The sequence below is a fragment of the Streptomyces sp. WMMB 322 genome (genome assembly GCF_900090145.1).
Lineage (GTDB): Bacteria > Actinomycetota > Actinomycetes > Streptomycetales > Streptomycetaceae > Streptomyces.
Window position 1 is genome coordinate 31,648 of sequence record NZ_FMHI01000013.1, and the last position, 23,026, is coordinate 54,673.

Annotated in this window: 24 protein-coding genes; 11 read left to right on the plus strand and 13 right to left on the minus strand. The window is 71.6% G+C overall.

The window, feature by feature from the left end:
- Positions 1-5 precede the first annotated feature (5 nt).
- Positions 6-362, minus strand: coding sequence for a PRC-barrel domain-containing protein (locus tag H180DRAFT_RS19925; protein ID WP_055487563.1), 357 nt, complete (start codon positions 360-362; stop codon positions 6-8).
- 308 nt (positions 363-670) lie between these two features.
- Between H180DRAFT_RS19925 and H180DRAFT_RS19930 the strand changes: the two genes are divergently transcribed.
- The 3 genes from H180DRAFT_RS19930 to paaK all read left to right on the plus strand — a co-directional run bounded on the left by H180DRAFT_RS19930 (position 671) and on the right by paaK (position 3,358).
- Positions 671-1,429 carry a haloacid dehalogenase type II gene (locus H180DRAFT_RS19930; RefSeq protein WP_074466886.1) on the plus strand — a complete coding sequence of 253 codons (759 nt, stop codon included), beginning with the start codon at positions 671-673 and terminating at the stop codon, positions 1,427-1,429.
- Positions 1,430-1,589: 160 nt separating this feature from the next.
- On the plus strand, positions 1,590-2,009 hold the full coding sequence (gene paaI / locus H180DRAFT_RS19935) for a hydroxyphenylacetyl-CoA thioesterase PaaI (protein WP_055487565.1): 420 nt from the start codon (positions 1,590-1,592) through the stop codon (positions 2,007-2,009).
- Positions 2,006-3,358, plus strand: a complete 1,353-nt coding sequence (gene paaK, locus H180DRAFT_RS19940) for a phenylacetate--CoA ligase PaaK (RefSeq protein ID WP_254666089.1) — start codon at positions 2,006-2,008, stop codon at positions 3,356-3,358. The genes paaI and paaK overlap by 4 nt, the downstream gene beginning before the upstream one ends.
- Before the next feature lie 18 nt (positions 3,359-3,376).
- On the opposite strand, the gene H180DRAFT_RS19945 is transcribed toward paaK, so the two are convergent.
- From H180DRAFT_RS19945 to H180DRAFT_RS19965, 5 genes are all read right to left on the minus strand, one after another.
- The gene (locus tag H180DRAFT_RS19945; protein WP_055487463.1) at positions 3,377-4,210 is read right to left on the minus strand and encodes an SDR family oxidoreductase; all 834 of its coding nucleotides are present in this window, start codon (positions 4,208-4,210) and stop codon (positions 3,377-3,379) included.
- A 210-nt stretch (positions 4,211-4,420) separates the two neighbouring features.
- Entirely contained in the window at positions 4,421-5,116 is a 696-nt protein-coding gene (locus H180DRAFT_RS19950; RefSeq protein WP_254666090.1) for a methylated-DNA--[protein]-cysteine S-methyltransferase, read from the minus strand.
- A complete protein-coding gene (locus H180DRAFT_RS19955; RefSeq protein ID WP_055487464.1) occupies positions 5,113-5,631 on the minus strand; it encodes an RNA polymerase sigma factor in 519 nt (172 codons plus the stop codon). The genes H180DRAFT_RS19950 and H180DRAFT_RS19955 overlap by 4 nt, the downstream gene beginning before the upstream one ends.
- Before the next feature lie 64 nt (positions 5,632-5,695).
- Positions 5,696-6,247 (minus strand): methylated-DNA--[protein]-cysteine S-methyltransferase, encoded by a 552-nt coding sequence (locus tag H180DRAFT_RS19960; RefSeq protein ID WP_074466887.1) that lies wholly within the window; start codon positions 6,245-6,247, stop codon positions 5,696-5,698.
- A gap of 165 nt (positions 6,248-6,412) precedes the next feature.
- Positions 6,413-7,144, minus strand: coding sequence for a DNA polymerase ligase N-terminal domain-containing protein (locus H180DRAFT_RS19965; RefSeq protein ID WP_079100253.1), 732 nt, complete (start codon positions 7,142-7,144; stop codon positions 6,413-6,415).
- 195 nt (positions 7,145-7,339) lie between these two features.
- Here H180DRAFT_RS19965 and H180DRAFT_RS19970 point away from each other — a divergent pair, with 195 nt between their 5' ends.
- From H180DRAFT_RS19970 to H180DRAFT_RS19985, 4 genes are all read left to right on the plus strand, one after another.
- Positions 7,340-8,164, plus strand: coding sequence for an LLM class F420-dependent oxidoreductase (locus tag H180DRAFT_RS19970; protein WP_055487465.1), 825 nt, complete (start codon positions 7,340-7,342; stop codon positions 8,162-8,164).
- 13 nt (positions 8,165-8,177) lie between these two features.
- Positions 8,178-8,609 carry a TIGR03668 family PPOX class F420-dependent oxidoreductase gene (locus tag H180DRAFT_RS19975; protein ID WP_055487466.1) on the plus strand — a complete coding sequence of 144 codons (432 nt, stop codon included), beginning with the start codon at positions 8,178-8,180 and terminating at the stop codon, positions 8,607-8,609.
- 77 nt (positions 8,610-8,686) lie between these two features.
- On the plus strand, positions 8,687-9,601 hold the full coding sequence (locus H180DRAFT_RS19980) for a PTS sugar transporter subunit IIAB (RefSeq protein ID WP_055487467.1): 915 nt from the start codon (positions 8,687-8,689) through the stop codon (positions 9,599-9,601).
- A 26-nt stretch (positions 9,602-9,627) separates the two neighbouring features.
- The gene (locus H180DRAFT_RS19985) at positions 9,628-11,229 is read left to right on the plus strand and encodes a PTS ascorbate transporter subunit IIC (protein ID WP_055487468.1); all 1,602 of its coding nucleotides are present in this window, start codon (positions 9,628-9,630) and stop codon (positions 11,227-11,229) included.
- A 177-nt stretch (positions 11,230-11,406) separates the two neighbouring features.
- Here the strand turns inward: H180DRAFT_RS19985 and H180DRAFT_RS19990 are convergent, their stop codons facing one another.
- Positions 11,407-11,958 carry a hypothetical protein gene (locus tag H180DRAFT_RS19990; protein WP_254666091.1) on the minus strand — a complete coding sequence of 184 codons (552 nt, stop codon included), beginning with the start codon at positions 11,956-11,958 and terminating at the stop codon, positions 11,407-11,409.
- A 407-nt stretch (positions 11,959-12,365) separates the two neighbouring features.
- Between H180DRAFT_RS19990 and H180DRAFT_RS19995 the strand changes: the two genes are divergently transcribed.
- Positions 12,366-13,313 carry an SDR family NAD(P)-dependent oxidoreductase gene (locus H180DRAFT_RS19995; RefSeq protein WP_055487469.1) on the plus strand — a complete coding sequence of 316 codons (948 nt, stop codon included), beginning with the start codon at positions 12,366-12,368 and terminating at the stop codon, positions 13,311-13,313.
- A gap of 274 nt (positions 13,314-13,587) precedes the next feature.
- On the plus strand, positions 13,588-14,181 hold the full coding sequence (locus H180DRAFT_RS20000) for an NlpC/P60 family protein (protein WP_055487470.1): 594 nt from the start codon (positions 13,588-13,590) through the stop codon (positions 14,179-14,181).
- Between the two features lie 114 nt (positions 14,182-14,295).
- Here the strand turns inward: H180DRAFT_RS20000 and H180DRAFT_RS20005 are convergent, their stop codons facing one another.
- From H180DRAFT_RS20005 to H180DRAFT_RS20020, 4 genes are all read right to left on the minus strand, one after another.
- Entirely contained in the window at positions 14,296-15,195 is a 900-nt protein-coding gene (locus H180DRAFT_RS20005; RefSeq protein WP_175437802.1) for a carbohydrate ABC transporter permease, read from the minus strand.
- Positions 15,182-16,372: a carbohydrate ABC transporter permease gene (locus H180DRAFT_RS20010; protein ID WP_254666092.1), complete on the minus strand. Its 1,191-nt coding sequence runs from the start codon at positions 16,370-16,372 to the stop codon at positions 15,182-15,184. Before H180DRAFT_RS20010 ends, H180DRAFT_RS20005 begins: the two co-directional genes overlap by 14 nt.
- Positions 16,373-16,378: 6 nt before the next feature.
- Positions 16,379-17,626 (minus strand): sugar ABC transporter substrate-binding protein, encoded by a 1,248-nt coding sequence (locus tag H180DRAFT_RS20015; RefSeq protein WP_079100255.1) that lies wholly within the window; start codon positions 17,624-17,626, stop codon positions 16,379-16,381.
- A gap of 74 nt (positions 17,627-17,700) precedes the next feature.
- Positions 17,701-18,795 carry a LacI family DNA-binding transcriptional regulator gene (locus H180DRAFT_RS20020; protein ID WP_079100256.1) on the minus strand — a complete coding sequence of 365 codons (1,095 nt, stop codon included), beginning with the start codon at positions 18,793-18,795 and terminating at the stop codon, positions 17,701-17,703.
- A gap of 128 nt (positions 18,796-18,923) precedes the next feature.
- On the opposite strand from H180DRAFT_RS20020, the gene H180DRAFT_RS20025 reads away from it, so the two are divergent.
- Both H180DRAFT_RS20025 and H180DRAFT_RS20030 read left to right on the plus strand, forming a co-directional pair.
- Positions 18,924-21,062 (plus strand): amylo-alpha-1,6-glucosidase, encoded by a 2,139-nt coding sequence (locus tag H180DRAFT_RS20025; protein ID WP_055487472.1) that lies wholly within the window; start codon positions 18,924-18,926, stop codon positions 21,060-21,062.
- Between the two features lie 110 nt (positions 21,063-21,172).
- Complete coding sequence (locus H180DRAFT_RS20030; protein ID WP_055487473.1) at positions 21,173-21,394, plus strand: hypothetical protein; 222 nt, start codon at positions 21,173-21,175, stop codon at positions 21,392-21,394.
- 100 nt (positions 21,395-21,494) lie between these two features.
- Here H180DRAFT_RS20030 and H180DRAFT_RS20035 read toward each other — a convergent pair whose 3' ends face one another.
- A complete protein-coding gene (locus H180DRAFT_RS20035) occupies positions 21,495-22,403 on the minus strand; it encodes a shikimate dehydrogenase (RefSeq protein ID WP_055487474.1) in 909 nt (302 codons plus the stop codon).
- Entirely contained in the window at positions 22,400-22,903 is a 504-nt protein-coding gene (gene aroQ, locus H180DRAFT_RS20040; protein ID WP_055487475.1) for a type II 3-dehydroquinate dehydratase, read from the minus strand. The genes H180DRAFT_RS20035 and aroQ overlap by 4 nt, the downstream gene beginning before the upstream one ends.
- Positions 22,904-23,026 lie beyond the last annotated feature (123 nt).

The following is a 23,026-nucleotide window of genomic DNA, read 5'->3' on the forward strand; positions in this document are numbered from 1 at the left end:
CGGGGTCAGCGGCGTGCGAGCCGGCGCTCGCCGGATGCGCCCGTCTCGTACTCCAGCTCGTAGTGCTCGAAGACGGCGGCCTCGTCCTCCGCCGGCAGCTCGCCGTCCGTCTCGATCGAGGGGGCGGAGCGCACGGCGTTCTTGTCGTAGGCGACCCGTACGTACTCCGGGCCCACCGTCGCCCCGGTCAGCGGCACGAAGACCAGCCTGCGCCGCGTGGGCATCCCCGTGGTGAGGGTGGCGAAGAAGGGCTGATCGGTGCGGGTGTCGACGTAGACGGCCTCGAGCTTGCCGATCTTGCTGCCACCGGGGTCGACCACGTCACGGTCCCGCCACTCGCGGATGTCTCCTGCCTCGAACATCTCCCGCATCCCTTCGCGCCATCGGCCGGCCGGCTCGTCCGCGTGCCGGTCCGTGACCCAAGCGTGCCGTATGAGGCCGGTTTCGCCGCGGTGGCTCTCCGCCCGGAAGGCGCAGGTCGCGTCGCTGCCCGCGAGTCCGTGCTTGCTTCGCGTTCGCGACGAACCCGTCACGCCGGGCGAGTTGGTCCCGTCCTGAAAGGCCCGGCTCCGCCGCAGACGCACCGGGAGGTCCGACCGGCGCGTGCCCGTCACACACGATTCACCCGTGGCGCCCCGCAGTTGGCGGGCCTGCGGGTATCTTGCGGAACATGCCCCCGGAACAATCCGAGCCCCACGAGCCGGACTCGGTCCCCCCGCCGCCGTCCGGCCATCAGCTCAAGGCGATCGTCTTCGACGTCAACGAGACGCTCAGCGACATGACGCCGCTGCAGGAGCGCTTCGAAGAGGTCGGCGCTCCCGCGGGCCTCATGCGGACGTGGTTCGCAGGGGTGCTGCGTGACGGCTTCGCGCTGGCGGCCGCGGGCGCATACGCGGACTTCGCCGACATCGCCCGGGACGGACTGCGCGCGCTGCTCGCCGAGTTGGACGCCCGCGGCCCCGACGAGGCCGACGAGGCGGCCCGGCACATCCTCGACGGCATGGACCGGCTCCCGGTGCATCCCGACGTCCCGGCCGGCGTCCACGCGCTGCGCCGAGCGGGCTTCCGGCTGGTGACGATGACCAACGGTTCGCCGGAAATGACCGACGGGCTGCTCAAACGCGCCGGAGTGCGCGACCAGTTCGACGCGCTGCTGAGCGTGAGCGGCCCGCGCTGCTGGAAGCCGGCGCCCGACGCGTACCGGTACGCAGTGCGCAGGGCGGGCGTGCGGCCGGGCGAGGCGCTGCTCGTCGCGGTGCATCCGTGGGACGTCGACGGGGCGCAGCGCGCCGGGCTCGCCGGTGCCTGGCTGCGGCGCGGCGCCGTCCACTACCCGGAGACGATGTCGCGGCCCAAGTGGGCGGCCGAGGACCTGGAGGAGCTCGCCGCGTCGCTGGCGGAACGGGCAGGCGGCCAGGGCCAGAGTTAGCCGGCGACGCCTCAGCGAAGCCTCCCCCCGCCGCGTCCGCCGGCCCACGGCCGTGCGGGGCCAGGCCCTTGACAGCCGGTCGGCGATGCTGGATTACTGGACCGCGCCTCGATGTGACCGAATGGTCGGTCGGCGGAACGAGTACGAGAGCGTGGAACGCATGACGCAAGCCATGAGCGACGGGGCGGCGCACGCGATGTTCGCCGCGGACCAGGCCTCACGGGGCCTCGGGATCACGCTGATGGAGGCCGCGGACGGCGCCGCGAAGCTGCGCATGACGGTGACCGCGTCCATGGTCAACGGGCACGGCATCGCACACGGCGGCTACATCTTCCTCCTCGCCGACACGGCCTTCGCCTGTGCCTGCAACAGCCACGGTCCGGTCACCGTGGCCTCCGGCGCCGACATCTCCTTCGTCCGGCCGGCCAGGGAAGGCGATACGCTCACGGCGCTCGCCGAGGAGCGCACCACATACGGCCGCAGCGGGATCTACGACGTGAGCGTCCTGCGCGACGGCGAGGTCATAGCCGAATTCCGCGGCCGCAGCCGCACCGTTGGGCGCGTGGAGGACCCCCGATGACGACGAGCCAGATGCCGGCTTCCGGCCGCACACCGCGCGCACCCGGCGAGGCGCTGCCCGCGCGGCTGCTCGACGCCGGCGAGCGGATGGGCGCCGACGAACTGCGCGAGTACCAACTGACCCGGCTCCAGCGGACCTTGCGCACCGCCTACAACGAAGTCGAGCTCTACAGAAGGAAGTTCGACGCCGCCGGCGTGCGTCCTGAGGACTGCCGCAGCCTGGAGGACCTCGCCCGCTTTCCGTTCACCACCAAGGCCGATCTGCGGGAGACGTACCCGTTCGGGATGTTCGCCGTGCCCATGGCGGACGTGCGCCGCATTCACGCCTCCAGCGGCACCACCGGGCGTCCCACCGTGGTGGGTTACACCGAGAACGACATCTCGATGTGGGCGGACATGGTCGCCCGGTCGATCCGTGCGGCGGGCGGCCGGCCCGGCCACAAGGTCCATGTCGCCTACGGATACGGCCTGTTCACCGGAGGGCTCGGCGCGCACTACGGAGCGGAACGCGCCGGCTGCACCGTCATCCCCGTCTCCGGGGGCATGACCGCCCGGCAGGTGCAGCTCATCCAGGACTTCGAACCCGAGATCATCATGGTCACCCCGTCCTACATGCTCACGCTGCTGGACGAGTTCGAGCGCCAGGGCGTCGATCCGCGCAGCACCTCGCTCAGGACGGGCATCTTCGGCGCCGAGCCGTGGACGGAGGAGATGCGCGCCGAGATCGAGGAGCGCCTGGGCATCCACGCCGTCGACATATACGGCCTGTCCGAGGTGATCGGCCCCGGCGTCGCGCAGGAGTGCGTGGAGACCAAGGACGGACTGCACATCTGGGAGGACCAGTTCTTCCCGGAGATCGTCGACCCCGTCACCGACGTGCTCCAAGGAGCCGGCGAGGAAGGGGAGTTGGTCTTCACCTCCCTCAACAAGGAGGCCATGCCGGTCATCCGCTACCGCACCCGGGACCTGACCCGGCTGCTGCCCGGCACCGCACGCCCCGCCTTCCGCCGCATGGAGAAGGTCACCCGTCGCTGCGACGACATGATCATTCTCCGCGGCGTCAACATCTTCCCCAGCCAGGTCGAGGAGATCCTGCTGCGCACCGAGGGGCTCGCACCGCACTTCCAGCTGCGGCTGAGCACCCGCGGACGCCTCGACCACATGACGGTGCGCGTCGAGTCCCGGCCCGGAACGGCGCCGGAACGGTGCGAGGAGGCGGCGCGGTCCGTCGCCAGGGCAGTCAAGGACGGGATCGGGCTGAGCGTCGACGTCGAGACCGTCGAGCCGGAGACACTGGAGCGCTCGGTCGGCAAGATCCGCCGCGTCGTCGACGAACGCTCACGGGGCTGAGCGGACGGGCCCGAAGGCTCACGGTGTGCCTTCGCCGGCGCCGAGGTCGCTGGTCGTGAACTGCGGGTTGGCGATGAGGAATCCGCCGTCGACGGGATACGACTGCCCCGTGGCGTAGGCCGCGGCGTCGGAGGCCAGCCACGCGACGAGGGAGGCGATCTCGCGCGGGTCGCCCGGGCGGGCCACCGGCAGCGCCGCGCGGTGCACGGTGTGCACGTCGGCGCCTTCCAGGCCGGACATGCGGGTGGCGATCAGTCCCGGGGCGACGGCGTTCACCGTGACTCCGTGCTCGGCGAGTTCCAGAGCCATCGACTTCGTCAGCCCGCCCAGACCGTGCTTGGCGGTGTTGTACGCGGCCGACGACGGCAGAGGGGTGTGCTCGTGCACCGAGGTGATGTTGATGATGCGGCCGCCCCTTCCCTGACCGATCATGCGGCGGGCGGCCCGCTGGCTCAGCAGGAACGGCCCCTCCAGGTCCACCTGCATCACATGGCGGAAGTCCTCGAAGGCCATCTCGGTGAAGGGAGCGGCCCGGTTGTCCCCGGCGGCGTTGACGAGCACGTCCAAACCGCCCAGGGCGTCCGCGAATTCGTCGATCACGGACTCCGGTCCGGGCAGCCGCGTCAGGTCCAGGTGGCGCACCTGAGCACTCCGCCCGTGGCCGCGCACCTCCTCGGCCGTGCGCTGCGCGTCCGCCTCGTCCGCGAACCAGGTGACGCCGATGTCGAAGCCGTCCCGCGCCAGTGCCAGGGCCGTGGCCCTGCCGATGCCGGACTCCGACCCGGTGACGACGGCGACCTTGGCGGCGGGCCCGCCCTGCCCGTGCGGGCTGCCGGTGCGCTCCTGAACCATGGTGATGCTGCTCCTCGGGTGTGCGGGGGCGCGGGTGCGACTCCGGCGTCGTGGCCGGTGGTTCAAGGGTGCCCACTGACCCGGCGGTGAGCCATCGGCACGCCGTCCGGGGCACTCGGCGGACACCGCGGAAGCGAACCCGGGATGAGATTCACGGAAGCGGGGAACGGAACGCCCGCCCGGCCCGGCGCCTGCGGAGCACAGGCGCCGTCAGGCCGCCGCCTCCAGACGCAGCAGCGTCGACTTGGCCTCCGGCCCGCCGGCGTAGCCGCCCGCGGAACCGTCCGAACGGACCACCCGGTGACAGGGGATGACGACCGGCAGCGGATTGGTCGCGCACGCGGTGCCGACGGCGCGGACCGCCCGCGGGCTGCCCGCCGCGGCCGCCACCTGTGCGTAGCTCTCGGTGCGGCCGTAGCCGATGCCTGGCAGATGCGTGATCACCTCACGCCGGAATCCCTTCGTCAGCCGCAGGTCCAGGGCGAGTTCGAAGCGGGTGCGCCGCCCGTCGAAGTACTCCTCGATCTGCCGCACGGCCTGCGCCAGGCGGCCGGGCGCCCGCAGCACACGCGGGCTCACCCGCTCGGCGAGGTCCGCCAGCGCGGCGTCGTGGCCCTGCACGTCGTACGCGACGCGGATCAGGCCCTCCTCCGTGGCGGCGAGCAGCAGGGAACCGACGGGGGTCTCCATGGTGCTGTAGGCGACGTCCAGGAGCCGGTCGCGCTCCGCGCGGTCCACCAGACGGGAGTGGAGGCGCTCCTGGGCCGCCGCTCCGGCGTCGACCGCGTCGCCGAGCATTCGGACGAGGCCGCCGTCGCCGGGGGCGGCGGTGCCGGAGGTGCCGGACGCGGTGGACGCGTCGAGTGCGCCAGTCGTGCCCGGCGCCGGGTCCGCGGGAGTCGTCATCGCTTCTCGCCTCTCTCCTCCGTACGGCGTGAACAGCTTCTGCGCAGGGATTTGATGCCGTCGGCCGCGGCCCTGCGTGCCGCATCGGTGCTGCCGCCGGTGATGGCGGCGATCTCCCGGTAGGGCAGACCGGCCAGATAGTGGTACGCGACCGCGGCGCGCTGGCGCTGCGGCAGCGCCTTCAGCGCGTCCCACAACTCCGTCTCGCGCTCCCACTCCTGCACCTCGTCCGCGCCCCCGGTCGCGGAAGCCGTCCCGGGCTCGGGGACCTCTGCGACGGCGACGGGACGGCGTGAGCCGGCCCTCGCCACGTCGATGGCCTTGCGGTGGGCGATGGTGACCAGCCACGCCTCGACGCGGGCGTCCTCCGGCAGCCGCGGATACGCCTTCAGCGCCGCCAGGAACGTCTCCGACCAGGCGTCCTCCGCGTCCACCGGTCCGAGGACGGCCCGGCACACCCGCAGCACCATGGGCCCGTACTCGGTGACGATCTGCTCGAAAGGTCTCAAGGTCACTCTCACACCCCGTAGGCGGTTCGCGGCCCCGGCTCCTGCCGGGGGAGGCCGGGAGGGCAGGCCCTCAGAAGAGCCGCGCCGTCCGCGTGACCGACGCCGCCCCCTCCAGCTCCAGCAGCAGCCGTTTGCGCTCCAGGCCGCCCGCGTAACCCGTCAGGGCGCCGTCGGCACCGACGACGCGGTGGCAGGGCACGATCACCGAGAGCGGATTGCGGCCGTTGGCGGCACCGACGGCCTGTGCGAGCCTCCGGTCGCCCAGCTCACGGGCCAGCACACCGTACGAGCGCGTCTCGCCGTAGGGGATCTCCTTCAGCAGGCCCCACACCCGCTGCTGGAAGGGCTCTCCGCGCGGTGCGAGGGGAAGGTCGAAGCGCCGCCGTTCGCCCGCGAAGTACTCCTCGAGCTGCCGCAGCGCCTCGTCGAAGCCCTCCGCGTCGCGCCGTCCCAGCCGCTCGGGGGACGGGCCGCGCAGATGGTTCTCGAAGTAGACACCGGTCAGTGCCTCGCCGTCGGCGACGAGCGTGAGCGGACCCAGCGGCGAGCTGGCAACGGTGTGCCTGACGTTCCCCGTGCCGGTCGTGCCGCCCGCGTGCCCGGCGCGTGTCTGTGCTGTCATCGTCCCGCTCCCTTCCGTGCGTGGCCGATTCTTCCGGTCCACACGAGGAAGACGTCGCGGGAGCCCCGGACGTGAGACCGGGACGGCGGAAAATTCCCGTACCCGAGAATCTCGTGACCGGTCCGGGGCGCCGCCGCGGTCAGGCCCCCTCCGGCACCGGGCCGCTCAGGCGGTCCCTTCCTCCGCCGCCACCTGCTTCAGCGTGCGCCTGGTGCGCGCCGAGCGCGCCCGGAGCGGATCGGGGGTGCCGCCGTCGTGCGCCGCACGGGCGTCGGCCTCCTTCACCAGCAGCCACGCCTCACGGCCCTCGTCCCCGCCGCCGCGGAAGCGCGTGAGCGCGTAACCGCCGCGCAGCTTCCTGCCCTCCAGCCAGAACGTCGCGTGACCGTGCCGGAGGGCCTCCGCGAAGTTCTCCGAGAGCGGCCGGTAGGTGCCCTCGTCCCAGATGATGACGGTGCCCGCTCCGTACTCTCCGGTCGGGACGACACCCTCGAAGTCCCGGTACTCCAGCGGGTGATCCTCCGTCGGCATCGCCAGGCGCTTCTCGCGCGGGTCGGGCGAGGGGCCCTTCGGGACCGACCAGGACTTCAGCACTCCCTCCACCTCCAGGCGGAAGTCGAAATGCATGGTGCTCGCGTCGTGGATCTGCACGACGAAGCCGCCGCCGCCCCCCGACGGTTCGGTGCCGGCGCCGCGGGGTTCGCCCGTCGTGGCGAAGTGACGCTTCTCCCGGTAGCGCCTGAGCGGATCCGGCCCGCCGCTCGCGCCCCTCTTCCCGGCCTGCCCGCCCTTGCCCGCCGCCGTGCTCCCGCCGCCCCGCGCAGCGTTCTTCCCGGTACCGGAGCCCTTCGTCCTGGTCCTGGCGTCCTTCGTGCTCTTCCTGGGCTTCCCGCTCACCGCGGCTCCTTCCTGCGGACGGACACCGCGCACGGGTGCCCACCACGGCGGAAACAGGCCCGTTCGCGCCTCCGGGAAGATCGCCGCCGCCCGAAGCGCTGTTGTGAACGGCGTGATTGCGGGTACATCCGCCGTCCGAAGGAGTCACCGCACGCGCGCAGCACGAGCGACGCGAACGGAAGGGAAACAACCACCGTGAAATTCGGCGTATCGACCTTCATCACCGATCAGGGAATCGCCCCCGCCGCCCTCGGCCGCGCCGTCGAGGAACGCGGGTTCGACTCGCTGCTCATCGCCGAACACACCCACATCCCCGTGGAGCGCCGCTCGCCCTATCCCGGGGGCGGCGACCTGCCGGAGATCTACTACCGCACCCTCGACCCCTTCGTCGCGCTGAGCGCGGCGGCGGCGGTCACCGACCGGCTGCTGCTGGGCACCGGCATCGCGCTGATCGCGCAGCGGGACCCCATCATCACGGCGAAGGAAGTGGCGTCGCTGGACCTGGTCTCAGCGGGGCGGGCGGTCTTCGGCGTCGGCGTCGGCTGGAACCGCGAGGAGATGGAGAACCACGGGACCGACCCGTCGACTCGGGGCCGCCTCGCCGACGAGCGGCTGCGCGCGATCCGTGAGCTGTGGACGGCCGAAAAGGCCGAATTCCACGGCGAGTTCGTTGACTTCGACCCCGTGTGGTCGTATCCGAAGCCCGTGCAGAAGCCGCACCCGCCCGTCTACGTCGGCGGAGGGGAGGGCGCCTTCGACCGGATCGCCGCCCTGGGAGACGCGTGGCTCGCGAACCGCGTCTCGCCCGAGGAACTCGGCCCGCAGATCCAGCGGATGCGCGCGAAGGCCGGCCGGGAGGTCCCGGTGACGGTGTACGGCGCGGCTGACGACCCGGCGACGGTCGAGGGATACGCGAACGCGGGCGTGGAGCGGCTGCTGCTGTATCTGCCGACGCGTCCGGAAGGGGAGTCGCTCGAGGTGCTCGACCGGCTCGCGGCCCTCGCCGGACGATTCGGCTGAGGGGCCGCGCGGCATGCCGGACATGACGGGTGACGAGGCGCGCGAACGCTTCGCCCAGGCACGGTCGGCCGTCCTGGCCACCGCCGACGCGGGCGGGCGTCCGCACCTCGTCCCCGTCACCTTCGCCATGACGGGAGACGTCGTCGTCTTCGCCGTCGACCACAAGCCGAAGCGGTCCCACCGGCTGAAGCGCCTCGCCAACATCCGGTCCAATCCCGCCGTTTCACTCCTCGTCGATTCATACGGCGAGGACTGGGAGCGGCTGTGGTGGGCGCGGGCCGACGGCAAGGGGCGCGTCCTGCCGCCCGCCGGGGGTTCACCGGCGTCCTCCGCGTACGCGGAGCTGCTCGCGCAGAGGTACGTGCGCCAGTACGGGCCCGCACCGCCGCAGGGGCCGGTCGTGGAGATCGCCGTCGAACGCTGGACGGGCTGGCGGGCCCGCTGAAGCGGCCTCCCGGGAGGGGAGTTCCGTCTGCCGGACCCGCCGCTTCCCCAGTTCGGTGAACGTGCAACCATCCGCTCATGGCGACAGTGAGCGAACTCCTCCCCAGTGACGCCGTGCTGCTGGACGCCGAGGCGGAGGACTGGCGCGCGGCCGTGCGGCTCGCCGGCGAGCTGATGGCACGGACGGGGACAGGCACCGCCGACTACACCGCGGAGATGATCCGGAACGTCGAGGAGAACGGCCCGTACATCGTCATCGCACCCGGCTTCGCGCTCGCGCACGCCCGTCCGTCACCCGCGGTGCTGAGAACCGGGATGTCATGGGTGCGGCTCGCCGGACCCGTGGAGTTCGGGCACGAGTCCAACGACCCCGTGGAGCTGGTCGTCGGACTCGCCGCCGAGGACCAGGACGCCCACCGGGCAGCGCTGGCCGGGCTGGCGAGACTCCTGGCCGACCCGGCGACCGCGCGGGCCCTGAAGGAGGCCGCCACACCGGACGCGCTGCTGGCCGTGCTCGCCGGCCGGCCAGGTGATGCCGGCTCAGAGACCGGGACTTCCGAGAACGGCAGTTCCGAGACCGGCAGCTCCGAGGCCGGGAGTTCCGAGACCGGGAGTTCCGAGACCGGCAGCTCCGAGACCGGCAGCCGCGTGGGCGAGGAGGACGCGGGGGGCGCCGGCACGACGGCACGGCGGAGCGGCGCGGCCGGCGTGCACAAGATCCTCACGGTGTGCGGCAACGGGCTCGGCACGAGCCTGTTCCTGAAGAACACCCTGGAGCAGGTGCTCCAGCACTGGGGCTGGAGCACCCACGTGACCGTCGAGGCGACCGACACCGTCTCGGCGAAGGGCAAGGCGTCCGAGGCCGTCGCCGTCTTCACCTCACGCGAGATCGCCTCGGCCCTGGCGGGCATCAGCGTCCCCGTCCGGATCATCGAGGACTTCACCAGCACCGCCGAGGTCGACGGTGCTCTCCGCGACACCTACGACGTCTGACGACGGGAAGGGAGCAGGCGGCACCCATGGGCCCGCTCATCTCCACCGCTGAGTTCCTCGTGAACGAGATCCTCAGCCGGCCTCCGTTTCTGATCGGGCTGATCACGGCCACCGGCCTCATCGCGCTGCGGAAGCCCGCCGGGCAGGTCGTCGGAGGCGCCATCAAGGCGGCTCTCGGCTTCCTGCTGATCAGCGCCGGCGCCGGCCTCGTCGTCGACTCCCTCGCGCCGCTGGGGGAGATGATCCAGGGCTCGACCGGCGCGCACGGCGTCATCCCGACCAACGAGGCGATCGTCGGAATCGCGCAGGAACAGTTCGGTGCCCGCGTCGCCTGGCTGATGATCACCGGGTTCGCGCTGAGTCTGCTGCTGGCGCGCTTCACGCCGCTGCGCTACGTCTTCCTGACCGGCCATCACATTCTGTTCATGGCCACGCTGATCACGATGGTGCTGGCCACGGCCGGACTCACGTCGCCCGTGGTCGTCCTCGTCGGCGGCGTGCTGCTGGCCGTCATGCTCGTCTCCATGCCGGCCTTCGCGCACCCGTGGACGAAGCGCATCACCGGCAACAACAGCATCGCCATGGGGCACTTCGGCACCGCCGGCTACGTCACCGCGGGCGCGGCCGGTCAGCTCTTCGGGCGGCGCAGCCGCAGCACCGAGGAGATGAACCTGCCCGAGGGACTGCGCTTCCTGCGCGACTCGATGGTCGCCACCGCCCTGTCCATGCTGCTGATCTACGTCGTGATGGCGCTGGTCCACCTGGCGGGGGCGGGCGAGAAGGCCGCGTTCAAGGTGTTCGCGGCCGGCGGGGGAGAGGCGGCGAGCGACGTGGGCAACTATGTGATGAGCGCCGTCATGCAGGGTCTGCAGTTCGGCATCTCCGTCGCCGTCATCCTCTTCGGCGTCCGCACGATCCTCGGCGAACTCGTCCCCGCCTTCCAGGGGATCGCCTCGAAGGTCGTTCCCGGTGCGGTGCCCTCGCTGGACGCGCCGATGGTCTTCCCCTACGCGCAGAACGCCGTACTGATCGGGTTCGTCGCCAGCTTCACCGGGGGCCTCGCCTCGCTCGGACTGCTCACCGCCGTCTTCGGGCCCGCCTTCGGCCTCGCGCTCGTACTGCCGGGCCTCGTGCCGCACTTCTTCACCGGCGGCGCGGCCGGCGTCTACGGCAACGCGACGGGCGGACGCCGCGGAGCGGTCATCGGCGCCTTCCTCAACGGGGTGCTGATCACCTTCCTGCCCGCGCTGCTGCTGAAGGTGCTCGGCGCCTTCGGCGAGGAGAACACGACGTTCGGGGATGCGGACTTCGGGTGGTTCGGAACCCTCATCGGCAACGCCGCCAAGGCGGGCGAGGCCGCCGGCGTCGTGCTGATGCTGCTCATCGGTGGGCTCGTGCTGAGCGGTGCGGTGCTGGTGCAGAAACGGGTCGTCGAACGCGGCTGGGATCCCGGGGCCCGCCGCGACGCCCTGCTGCCGCCGCAGCAGGACGAGGGAGACGCGCCGGCGGCGGACGGAGCCGCCGGGAAGCTCCCGGCACAGTCCACGGGTACCGGCGCGGGCCACGCGAAGATCGCACCTCCCCGGGGCGCACCCGCCCCGCCGCCGCCCCCGGCGAAGCGGGAGTGACACCGCCGGAGAGCCGTCGCCGAAGGCGCGACGCGCCGGCGCGATGCGAGGGCCCAACGCGAGGGCCCAACGCGAGGGCCCAGCACGGCGGTTCGGCCCGTGCGGCGGCCCGGTGGTTGGACCGGGGTCACGGCCGCGACGGGTGAAGCGAATCCGCCGGTGGTCGCGGAGCGGCGTTCAGTACCGGGAGAGAACGTCCGCCGCTGCCCTGAGCCGCAGCTCCTCCAGGGTGGCGGACTGCTCCTGCGCCCGGTCGAGGAGCCGGCTCAGCTGCTCGTCGTCGAGGACGGATGACTGCGGGCCTCCCATCGCGCGCAGCGCCAGCCACATCAGCCGCTTCCCCTCGACCCCGAGGCGCAGGTTCTCCAGTTCGATGACGCTGCTGAGCGGGGCCCGCCGCACGAGGAAGCCGTTCGTCTTGGTTCTGCCCGCCTTCTCCAGCAGCCAGCCGGCGCCCATCTTGTACCGGCGCACCGGTACGCCCAGGTCCCGCATGATCAGCAGCAGTGTGGCCCGGTCCTGTGCGATCTCGTCGGCCAGGCGGACCAGCGTCGCTCCCGCGGCGGACATCGCGTGCTGCTTCGCCACGCGGCGCGCGAGTTCGCTCCCGAGGGTGGCCCCGAAGAGGTGGTCGTTGAGGTAGATCGCCAACGGCGCCCTCATCGGTGCGACTGCGGAGGCGGCACCGGTGCGGGCGTGGCCGGGGGCGCTGCGCGTCGTGTGTGCCATCGGGTGGCTCCCGTCGGGTCCGTGGAACGGGCGGGGAACGGGCTCCTTGCCCGGCCTCTGAGCGGCGTGCCCTGCGGGCACCTCCGGCCGGCCCTGACCGCCCCCGTCCCGGGGCGCACCGGCTCCACCAGGTTCGCACCGGGGGGAGCGCTGTCAATCCGCGGCCGCGCCGCTGCGGCGCCGCGTGGGCGTCGTCGGCACCGGATGGCACCGGCGGGCCGGTGCGTCCCGGCGCCGTGTGGCGACCGGACGGCGCTGATCCGTACAGGTGCGCCTTCGCCCGGCCGGCGGACAGGCCCGTTTGATGATCGGGGTGGGCTCCGGTGAAGTGGTTCCCGAGGAGGTTCCCGGCGTGCCGAAGGCTGCCGGGCCTCCCGTTCCGGACCGCCGCGCGAGACGGGAAGACCATGACCGACACCGCCCCAGTCAGCACTCCCTTCACCGCCGAATCCACCGCCGACGAGGTCGTCGCGGGCATCGACCTGAGCGGACGCCGGGCCGTCGTCACCGGCGGTGCCTCCGGCATCGGCGCGGAGACGGTCCGCACGCTGGCCGGTGCCGGGGCGCAGGTGACCCTCGCCGTGCGCGACGTGGAGGCGGGCCGGCGCGCGGCCGCGGAGATCGTCGCCGCCACCGGCAACGAACACGTCCGCGTCGCCCCGCTCGACCTGACCGACCGCAAGTCCGTCGCGGGGTTCCTGGCGGCGTGGGAGGGACCGCTGAACATTCTGGTGAACAACGCGGGAGTCATGGCCTCGCCCCTGGTGCGTACGCCGGAGGGCTGGGAGCTGCAGTTCGCCACGAACCACCTCGGTCACTTCGCGCTCACCGTGGGACTTCACCGGGCACTGGCGGAGGCGGGCGGTTCACGGGTGGTGTCGGTCACCTCCAGTTCGCATCTGGACTCGCCCGTGTGCTTCGAGGACATCCACTTCCGCAGCCGCGGATACGACCCGTGGGCCGCCTACGCGCAGTCCAAGACGGCCAACGCCCTCTTCGCGGTCGGTGCGTGGGAGCGCTGGGAGAGCGACGGCATCACCGTCAACTCCGCGATGCCGGGCGCCGTGCGCACACGTCTGCGGCGCCACGTCGGTGAGGGCGAGGAGGCCGAGCGGTCGCGGGCCCGCGCCGGCAGCGGGCCAGGGGGCTGGAAGACGCCCGGTCAGGGCGCGGCGACCAGCGTGCTCCTCGCGACGTCCTCACTGCTGGAAGGCGTCGGCGGCCGCTGCTTCGAGGACTGCAACCAGGCACCGGTCAGCGAACCCGGCTCAGCGCGGGGTGTCGCTCCCTTCGCGGTCGATCCGGAGGCGGCCGCGAGGCTGTGGCAGATCTCCGTCGAGACCCTGACGGTCTGAGGCCGAGAACCTGACGGTCTGAAAGGACGCCGGAAGCAGTCGCCCTGGGGCGCTCCCGGCGTCCCTTCGGCTCCACTGGGTCAACCTGCGGAACCTGCGGTGAATGTGTGTCAGTACAAGACGCACTCCTGCTCCGATGCCCGATTCCACTTGTGCTCATCGGGTGAACGTTCGTATGCGGGGGCGGTGTTCGTGAGGAGGACGGCACCAGGATGTGCGTGCTCCGGGCCGGTGGTCCGGAGCACGCACATCTCCCCCCACCCAAAGGAACACAATGTCTTTGACGTCCCTCAGCCGGAGGGCGCGAATATCGCTCGCCGCTGCGGCCGCCGGCAGCGCAGCCGTTCTGGGTTTCGCGGTCATGCCGTCGTCCGCGACGGCGACGCCCGCCGGGAAGCCCGCCGCGGCCGCCCAGAGCGAGAAGTCCGCCAAGGCCGATGCCGTCACACGTGCTCAGATGCTGGAGCGCGCGGCCACCTGGCTGACCGCCAACGGCGGCGCGCAGGTTCCCTACAGCCAGACCGAGGTGTGGTCGGACGGGTACCGGCAGGACTGCTCCGGCTACGTGTCGATGACGCTGGGGCTGTGGAAGTCCGGCCCCAACACCGTCGAACTGGCGGGCAACCGGGACCTGACGACGCCGATCGACCTCGGCGACCTCAAGCCCGGTGACCTGCTCATCGACGCCGACGGTTCCAACACCACGCGCCACGTGGTGATCTTCGAGAAGTGGACCGACGACTCGCACACGGCCTACTCGGCGTTCGAGCAGCGGGGCGGCCACGGCACGGACCACCGTGTCCTGGACTACGGCCTCGACTCCGGCAGCGAGTACAAGCCCTACCGTCCGAACAACCTGACGGACTGAGCCGCAAAGCGGCCCGTACAGCGGCCCGTTGACCACAGCACGGCGCTCCCGCCCCCGCACACGGGGACGGGAGCGCCGTGCGTCGCTCCGCGGTCCGGGCTCCGCGGTCCTCGGTCACTCCTTCACTGAACCGGCGTTCGCCCCGCGGATGAAGTGGCGCTGGAAGCAGAAGAAGAGCACCGCCACCGGAATCGTGGACAGCAGCGCCGCGCCCAGCTTGAGCGGATACTGCGTGCCGGCGCCCAGACTGCCGGAGACGAACCGCGCCAGACCGGTGGTGAGCGTCTCGTATTCGCTGGACTGCGTCGACACCAGGAAGTGCGTGAACTCGTTCCACGACCCCTGGAACGCGAGCAGGGTCACGGTGATCAGCGCGGGCTTCGACATCGGCAGCACCACGTACCAGAAGATCCGCCCGATGCCCGCGCCGTCGATCCGGGCGGCCTCCTCGACCTCCTTCGGTATGGACTCGAAGAACTGCTTCATGATGAAGATGCCGGCCGCGTCGAACAGCAGCGGCACGATCATCCCGGTGTAGGTGTCGAAGATTCCGAAGGTGTTGAGGACCAGGAACTTCGGGATGAGCAGCACGACCGGCGGCACTGCCATCACCGCGATGACGAAGCCGACGAGCAGCGCCCGGCCGCGGAAGTGCAGCCGTGCCAGGGCATATCCGGCCGCCGAGTCGATCAGGACGCGGCCCAGCGTGACGACCACGGTGACCAGGGTGCTGTTGCCAAGCCATCGCGGGAACGGCACACCCTTCCCCGAGTCGTCCGATCCCGTCAGCTGCTCGAAGACGCCGATCGTCGGGGCGTGCGGAATCAGCGACAGCGGGTTGGAGGCGGCCTCCGGGTCGGTCTTGAAGCTCGTTGCGAGCTGCACCAGGAACGGCAGCGCGTACAGCAGGGCGAAGGCGAGCAGCAGGGTGTAGCCGGCCAGCCGTGCGGGACGGGGGAAGCGGGCCAGTACCGGCCGTTCGTCGGTGGAGAGCGGCTTGTCAGCGGTGCGCACCGGGCGCCTCCTTCCCCTCGCCGGCGTCCGGCTGCTTCACGGCGGACGCGGCGATGCGCCGCGCCTCACGGCCCCCGCCGCGTTCGCGCAGCAGGAAACGCTGAACTCCCGTCATCAGCAGCACGATTCCCAGCAGGATGAACGAAATGGCGGCCCCCTGGCCGAACTCGGCGTTGTCGAACCCGTAGGAGTACGAGAGGAACGCGGGCGTGAGCGTGGTGTTGGCGGGCTCGCCCTGCCCCAGCACGTACACCTGGTCGAAGACCTGCCAGGTGGCGATGAGGCCGAGCGTCGTCACCAGGAACAGCACCGGACGGAGCGCGGGCAGCAGCACATGCCGCAGAACGTGCCGCCGCGCGGCTCCGTCCAGGGCCGCCGCCTCCTCCAGTTCGCGCGGGATGTTCTGCAGCGCGGCGAGGAAGATGAGCATGAACGTGCCCGAAGTCGTCCACACGGCAAGGAGGATGAGGGTGCACATGGCGACCGACGGCCCGGCCAGCCACTCCGAGAAGGGCAGCCCCATCATCCGGTGCTCGGCGAGGAAACCGCCCGGACGGCTGCCGTCGATGATGCCCAGCTTGTCCATCAGCACCCACAGGACCCCGCGCGAGTCCTGGAACCAGTTCGGGCCCTTGAGACCGATCCAGCCCAGCATCTGGTTCACCGCGCCGCTGCCCTGGAAGAGGAACAGGAAGACGGTGCACACCGCGATGGAGCTGGTGACGGACGGGAAGTAGAACGTCGTGCGCAGCATGCCCCGGCCGCGCAGCATCCGCTGGTTGACGATGATCGCCAGGGCGAGGGAGAGCGCGGTCTGCAGCGGAACGGTCAGCAGCACGTAGTACGCGTTGTTCCGCAGCGACGTGGCGAGCAGCGAGCGTGCGAGTCCGTCCTCGGCCAGCAGGCTGCGGTAGTTGTCCAGGCCCACGAAGTCGGCGTCCGGGGTGAACGGGTTGGACTGCCCGTTCCAGTTCAGGAGGCTGACCCACGCCGCCATCAGGATCGGCAGTGCCATGAAGAGGCCGAGGCCGACGACCATGGGGCTCACGAAGAACCAGCCCCACAGTCCTTCACGTCCGCGGGTCGTACGGGACCGGGAGCGCCCGGGCACTCCCGGGAGGCCGGGCCGCCGCCTGGCAGGCGGCGGCGCCGGGCGCTCGGTGACAGTGGTCGGCATGCGGGGTCAGTCGCCCTTCTTGATCGCCTGCTCGCCGTTGCGCTGCAGCGTGGAGAGGATGTCCGCGGGGGAGCCGGTGCGCAGCCCCTGCAGGTCGGCGTTGAACTGGTCGAGGACCTTGGTGAATCCGGGGACCGTCACCGGGCTCTGGGAGTAGGAGTTGCCCTCCACCCATCCCTTGGACTCCGGGTGCTCCTCGGCGAAGGTCTTCATGATGCTGTCGCGCGAGGGCATGACGCCGACCGCGTCGGAGGAGGCCAACTGCTCCTTTTTCGAGGTGAGATGGCGGATCATGTCGACGGCCGCCTCGTGGTGCGTGCTCTCCTTCGCCACGCCCCAGCAGTTGCTGAAGGCCAGGGTTGCCTTGCCCTCGGGGCCCGCCGGCAGCGGCAGCACCTTGTAGTCGACGTCGGGGAAGTCGGCCTTCATCGCGCCGGCCAGCCAGTTGCCCTCGATGATCATGGCTGCCTTGCCCTTGCCGAGCGCCTCACCGGCCCAGCCCGTGTCCACCTGCTTGGCGAACTTCATCGACCCGGACCGCAGCAGCTTCCGCGCGAAGCCCAGTCCCTCGGCGTTCTCCTTGCTGTCGGCGGTCATCTTCGACTCGTCGGAGTTGGTGATCCAGCCGCCGGCCTGCTTCATGAACACCCCGAGCCGCTGGTACTCGTTGGTGGTCACCAGGCCGGTGGTCTTGCCGGAAGTCAGCTTGTCGGCCGTCTTCTCCAGCTCGTCCCAGGTGGTGGGGTAGTCCTTGTCCGTCAGCCCGGCGTCCTTCCACTTCTCGGTGTTGATCACGAGACCGAGAGTGGAGGAGTCCTTGGGCAGGCAGACGAGCTTGCCGTCGTAGGTGAAGGCCTTGCGCAGCTCGGGGGAGAAGTCCTCCGCGTCGGGGATCTTGTCTCCGTAGGCGTACAGCGAGCCGCCCTTGGCGTAGTTCGCGAACTGGTCGGAGTTGACGTAGAAGGCGTCCGGCGGCCGGTTCCCCGCGAAGGCCTGTGCCAGCTGCTGGTCCATGTCCTTCGCGAGTTGCACGGTGACCTTGTGGCCGGTCTTCTTCGCCCACGCCGACGTCGCCGACTTCACGGCCTTGGTCTCGGCGTCACCGGAGGTGGCGATCAGGACGCGCAGCGACTGGTTCTTGCCGCTGTCCTGCTCGGGGCCGTCCTTGCTCTTGTCGAAACCGGACGAACACGCGGTCGTGGTGGCGGCCAGCACCGCACAGGCGGTGACTGCCACGGTGGAGCGACGGAACATGCGGGCCTCCTGGAGGAGTTGATGCGGAGATTCGAGGTGACGGTGCGATGGGGTTGCCGCCTTCGGCCGGGGATTCAGCCGGAGGCGGCACCGAGGCTTGCTCGTACGACGAGAGCGGGCGGCAGCAGCACACGCTCGGGAGGTTTCGACGGGTCGGACATGCGGGCCAGCAGCAGACGCATCGCCTCCCTGCCCACGTCGCCCAGCGGCTGCGCCACGCTGGCGAGGGCCGGGGAGAGGAGAGGTGCGACGGCGGAGTCGTCGAAGCCGACCACGGACACCTCGCGGCCGGGCACGCCCCCCGAGTCGGAGACGGCCCGGTAGCAGCCCAGCGCGAGTGTGTCGCTGGCGGCGACCACCGCCGTCACGCCGGCGTCGAGCAGCGGCTGGACGGCGCGGGCGGCGCAGCCGACGTCGTCCACGCTGTCCACGCGCTGCCCGGCCGGCAGGCCGTGAGCCTCAAGTGCGCGGCGCCAGCCCTCCGCGCGGTCGTCGCCGGAACCGGAACCGGGCGGCCAGCCGAGGAACCCGATGCGCCGGTGACCGTCGGCGACGAGCCGCTCGACGGCCGCCTCGGTGCCGGCGGCGCCGTCGACGTCGACCCAGTCGCCCACCTCCTGCTCGGACCACATCCGGCCGAAGGCGACGAACGGGATGCCGCGTTCCTCCAGCCAGACCTGGCGGGGGTCGCCGTGTGCGGTGTTGCTGAGCACGAACGCGTCGACGCCGTGCTCGCCCAGGAGCTCCTCGTAGGCGGCCAGTTCGCGCTCCCCGGACTCCGCGGCGAACAGGAGCAGCCGGTACCCGGCGGCGTCCGCCGTCTCGGACAGCGCGTGCAGGAACCGGTCGAGGACCATGTTGCCGGGGCCCGCCGGTGCTATCCCGAAGCCGATGAGCCTGCTCGCTCGCGTACGCAGTGAACGGGCCGCGCGGTGCGGGCGGTAGCCCATCTCGTCCACGGCGCGCCGCACGCGCTCCAGGGTCTCCGGCCGCAGGAGTTCCGGGGTGTTGAGCGCGTTGGAGACCGTCTGGGTGGAGACTCCGGCCCGCCGCGCGACCATCGCCATCGTGACCGAACCCGAGCCCGTACCGGAGTCCGAACCCGAGCCCGTGCCGGCACCCGAACTCTTACCCGGCTCGGGCGGCGTTGGAGCGGATCGTGACGGCATGAAGCGGTCTCCCGGGGGCGAAGGATGGCAAACATGGACGATCTACCGGGCGTAGAGGGCAATTTGGGCTCTTGACCTCTTTGCTATGGTCGGTTTTATCGATCCAATGGCTGAGAGGTTGCGCCCACGTGGAGACAACTGTCAAGACTCAGGACGGCACAGGTGCCCCGAGCACGTCCGCCCCGGCGGCGGAACTCCAGCCGTTCCTGCAAGACGCGTGCATCACCCTCCGCGCGCCGAGCATGGCGGTCTCCCGCCCTGACGGCCAGATCAGCGAAGGCTGCGACGGCTTCTACCACGGGGACCGCCGCGGCCTGTCGCTGCTGACCGTCCGCGCCGAGGACGTGCCGAACGCCCCCGTCAGCGGCGGACCCGACAGCGCGGAGATGGCCTCGTTCCGTACGGTGCTGCGCGGCCTGGCCGAGCACAGCCCCGATCCTGCGGTCACCCTGGAGCGCCGACGCGCCGTGGAACCGGGCGAGTTGGAAGAGACGATCACTCTCCACAACGCCGGCCTGACCGCCGTGCAGGTGCTGCTGACGCTGCGCGCCGGGAGCGACCTCGCCTCGATGGAGACCATCAAGTCCGGGCGGGGTGTGGCCGAAGTCACCCCCGTACGGGAGGAGGACGGACTCAGCTGGAGCGACGGCGAACTGACCTCGCGCCTGTCGTGCACGCCGGCGCCCGATGCCGTCGAACAGGCGCCCGCAGGGGCGGCCGAGCTGCGCTACAGCATCGAACTCGGCGCACGCGAGAGCTGGCAGGCCACCGTGCGCTGCGTCATCGACGACGAGAAGGGCGCGGCGTTCCTCCCCGCCACCGCACGTGCACGCGCCGACTTCGCCTCCGGTGCCGCTCTGACCACGGCAGACCGCGGGCTCGACCAGTGGTTCGCCCGGTCGTGCTCGGATCTGCGGTCGATGCTGCTCGCCGACCCGCTGGAGGAGAACGACACATTCCTCGCCGCCGGTGCCCCGTGGTTCCTCACCCTCTTCGGACGGGACTCGATCTGGGCGGCCCGCATGCTGCTCCCGCTGGGCACCGGGCTCGCCGCCGGTACGCTGCGGACCCTCGCACGCCGCCAGGGGGCCGTGAGCGACCCGGGGACCGAGGAGCAGCCCGGCAAGATCCTCCACGAAATACGCCGCGACGGGCTGGACTTCGGCAACGGCCTGTCCGTGCCGCCCTGCTACTACGGAACGGTCGACGCCACCCCGCTGTGGGTGACACTGCTGCACGACGCATGGCGCTGGGGCATGCCCGCCGAAGAGGTCGAACGCCTCCTGCCGCACGCCGAGTCGGCGCTGGTGTGGATGGACGAGCACGGTGACGCCGACGGCGACGGATTCCTGGAGTACGTCGACAGCACCGGGCGCGGACTGTCCAACCAGGGCTGGAAGGACTCCGGCGACTCCGTGCGCCACCGCGACGGCCGCCTCGCCGAACCGCCCGTCGCGCTCTGCGAGGTGCAGGCGTACGCACACGAAGCCGCCCTGGCCGCCGCCGAGTTGCTGCGGGCCTTCGGCCGTCCGGACGCCGACCGCTGGGAGGAGTGGGCGCAGCGGATGCGCGGCCGCTTCCGCGAGCGGTTCTGGGTCGAGGACGCCGACGGCCCCTACCCCGCCATCGCGCTCGGCAGCGACAAGCAGCCGCTGGACGCGCTGACCTCCAACATCGGCCACCTGCTGGGCACCGGCCTGCTGGACGCGGAGGAAAGCCGTCTCGTGGCCGCGCGCCTGGCCGGTCCGCACCTCGACTCGGGCTTCGGTCTGCGCACCCTCGCCGCCGACTCCGGCGGCTTCAGCCCCCTCGGCTACCACATCGGCACCGTGTGGCCGCACGACACCGCGATCGCCGTCCAGGGCCTGGTACGCGACGGCCACCACGCGGCCGCCGAGTCGCTGGCGGCCGGGCTGGTGAACGCGTCGGTCTCCTTCGACGGGCGGTTGCCGGAGCTCTTCGCCGGCTATGGCACGGACACCGACACCCGTCCCGTTCCCTACCCGGCGTCCTGCCGGCCGCAGGCGTGGGCCGCGACCTCGGCGGTTGCGGTGCTCCAGGCGGTGCTGGGACTCCAGGCCGATGCGCCCTCCGGCCGGCTCACGGTCCGTCCGCGAATGGCCGGCGGTTACGTGCCGCTGCGGGCACGCGGACTGCGGCTGGGGGAGCGGGAGTTCGAGGTCGCGGTCGACGCGGACGGCACGCCACGGGTGTCCGGCTTCGCGGACGGTGCGGTGACGGTGGAGGCCTCGGCGCCCGCGCCGTAGGCCCCGCGCCCCTGGGAGGACCGCGGGCCGGTAGCGGAAGGCTCCGGTCCTCTGGCGGGCGCCCGTCGTTTGCCGGACAATCGAGGCTCATCCGGACAACGGGGGTTCTGATGGCTTTCTTTCTGGTGGTCGACGCGGTGCTGCTGCTGATCATCGCCTCACTGGTGTGGATCCTGGTCCGCAGGAACCGGCGTCGCGACATCACGAGTGCCGATGGTCTGCGCATCGAGGCGGCCGCCGGCGTTGAGGCGCGGGAGGCCCGGCGCCGTGCCCGTGCCGGCCGCGACATGCACACCGGCTCCACCGCTCCGTACATGGGCGAGCGGCGGTAATGAACGGCCCCTGCCTGCCCGGCGCTTCGGTGCCCGGAATCGGGACAGGGGCCCGTGGCCGTCCGTCCCCGGGCCCGCGCGTCGGGACCGGGGCGGTGCCTCACAGGTGCACGCCGGGGGCCTCCGCCAGCTCCCGGAAGTCCGCGAGCATGCGCTCGCGTTCGGGTTCCAGGCCGGTGAACAGGCGCAGCGCGTCGGCCGCCTGGAAGACCGCCATGCCGCCGCCGTCCAGGACGCGGCAGCCCAGGGCGCGTGCCGCGCCGAGCAGTTCGGTCCGCAGCGGCCGGTAGACGACCTCCGCGACCCAGAGTCCGGGATGCAGCGCCTCGGCGGGAACGGGCAGGCCGGGGTGCGCCGCCATCCCGGTGGGAGTGGCGTGCACCAGACCGTCGGCGTGGGCCAACCGTGCGCCCAGGTCCTGGAGTCCGGCCACGCATGCCCGTCCGTCGCCGAAGTGCCGGGCCAGCGAACCCGCCAGGCCGGAGGCCCGGCCCGGCTCGGTGTCGACGACGGTGAGGCGCTGCGTGCCCAGCCCGAGCATGGCGTGGGCGACGGCGGCACCCGCCCCTCCGGCCCCGAGCAGGACCACGTCGTCGACGGTGGCGTCCGGCAGTCCGCGTGCGAAGGAGGAGGCGAAGCCGGTGACGTCCGTGTTGTGCCCCACGGACCGGCGGCCGTCGAAGACGACCGTGTTGACCGCGCCGAGCGCCTCCGCCTGCGGGGCGAGCGCGTCGAGATGCGGAATGACGGCCTGCTTGCAGGGGTGTGTGATGTTCAGCCCGTCGAAGCCGAGTTCGCGGGCCGCGCGTACGAGTTCGCCCGTCCGGCCGGGGGAGGCGTCCCCTGGGCCCGGCGCCCCGGGAGATGCCCCTGTTCCGTCGAGGTCGATGAGCCGGTACACGTAGCGCAGGCCCAGCCGCTCCGCTTCCCGCTCGTGCAGCGCGGGGCTGAGGGAGGGGCCGATGCCGGAGCCGATGAGGCCGACGAGGTATGTACGGCCGCCGCTCACCGCTTCTCCCGCACCAGCGTGGCCGCGTGGGCCAGCGCCAGGGCGTACCCGTGGGCGCCGGCGCCGCAGATCACGGTGTCGGCGACGGCGGAGATGTAGCTGTGGTGGCGGAACGCCTCCCGCTTGTGGATGTTGGAGAGATGCACCTCGACGACGGGAATAGGGGTATCTCCCGGGCCGCCGGGCCCAGGGGAAGCGACCGCGGCGAGCGCGTCGCGCAGTGCCACGGAGGTGTGGCTGTACCCCGCCGGGTTGATCACGATCGCGCGGTGCGCGGTGCGGGCCTCGTGGATCGCGTCGATGAGCACGCCCTCGTGGTTGCTCTGCCGGCAGTCCGCGCGCATTCCGTGCGCCGCGGCGGTCTCGCGGCACAGCTCCTCGATGCCGGCCAGCGTCTCCTTGCCGTAGATGCCGGGCTCGCGCAGGCCGAGCAGGTTGAGATTCGGGCCGTTCAGGACGAGCACGGGGATCTCGTCCGGGAGGTCGGCGGAGTGGGGCATCGGTCGCTTCCCATCAATGTACGAACTGGTTCGTTAGTGATATCAAGCCGGTGCCCCTGCTGTGAAGCCCGGCAGGACGGCGCGCTCCTCACTCGCCCTACAATCGCTGGACTGCAGTGACCC

Coding starts and splice junctions, on each gene's coding strand:
- aroQ (WP_055487475.1), bottom strand. CDS start 22,903: ATGCCCCACTCCGCCGACCTCCCGGACGAGATCCCCGTGCTCGTCCTG.
- H180DRAFT_RS19925 (WP_055487563.1), bottom strand. CDS start 362: ATGTTCGAGGCAGGAGACATCCGCGAGTGGCGGGACCGTGACGTGGTC.
- H180DRAFT_RS19950 (WP_254666090.1), bottom strand. CDS start 5,116: ATGACGACTCCCGCGGACCCGGCGCCGGGCACGACTGGCGCACTCGAC.
- H180DRAFT_RS19980 (WP_055487467.1), top strand. CDS start 8,687: ATGGCGACAGTGAGCGAACTCCTCCCCAGTGACGCCGTGCTGCTGGAC.
- H180DRAFT_RS20015 (WP_079100255.1), bottom strand. CDS start 17,626: ATGTTCCGTCGCTCCACCGTGGCAGTCACCGCCTGTGCGGTGCTGGCC.
- H180DRAFT_RS20020 (WP_079100256.1), bottom strand. CDS start 18,795: ATGCCGTCACGATCCGCTCCAACGCCGCCCGAGCCGGGTAAGAGTTCG.
- H180DRAFT_RS19990 (WP_254666091.1), bottom strand. CDS start 11,958: ATGGCACACACGACGCGCAGCGCCCCCGGCCACGCCCGCACCGGTGCC.
- H180DRAFT_RS19960 (WP_074466887.1), bottom strand. CDS start 6,247: ATGACAGCACAGACACGCGCCGGGCACGCGGGCGGCACGACCGGCACG.
- H180DRAFT_RS19930 (WP_074466886.1), top strand. CDS start 671: ATGCCCCCGGAACAATCCGAGCCCCACGAGCCGGACTCGGTCCCCCCG.
- H180DRAFT_RS19985 (WP_055487468.1), top strand. CDS start 9,628: ATGGGCCCGCTCATCTCCACCGCTGAGTTCCTCGTGAACGAGATCCTC.
- H180DRAFT_RS19975 (WP_055487466.1), top strand. CDS start 8,178: ATGCCGGACATGACGGGTGACGAGGCGCGCGAACGCTTCGCCCAGGCA.
- H180DRAFT_RS19995 (WP_055487469.1), top strand. CDS start 12,366: ATGACCGACACCGCCCCAGTCAGCACTCCCTTCACCGCCGAATCCACC.
- paaK (WP_254666089.1), top strand. CDS start 2,006: ATGACGACGAGCCAGATGCCGGCTTCCGGCCGCACACCGCGCGCACCC.
- H180DRAFT_RS20010 (WP_254666092.1), bottom strand. CDS start 16,372: ATGCCGACCACTGTCACCGAGCGCCCGGCGCCGCCGCCTGCCAGGCGG.
- H180DRAFT_RS19945 (WP_055487463.1), bottom strand. CDS start 4,210: ATGGTTCAGGAGCGCACCGGCAGCCCGCACGGGCAGGGCGGGCCCGCC.
- paaI (WP_055487565.1), top strand. CDS start 1,590: ATGACGCAAGCCATGAGCGACGGGGCGGCGCACGCGATGTTCGCCGCG.
- H180DRAFT_RS20000 (WP_055487470.1), top strand. CDS start 13,588: ATGTCTTTGACGTCCCTCAGCCGGAGGGCGCGAATATCGCTCGCCGCT.
- H180DRAFT_RS20030 (WP_055487473.1), top strand. CDS start 21,173: ATGGCTTTCTTTCTGGTGGTCGACGCGGTGCTGCTGCTGATCATCGCC.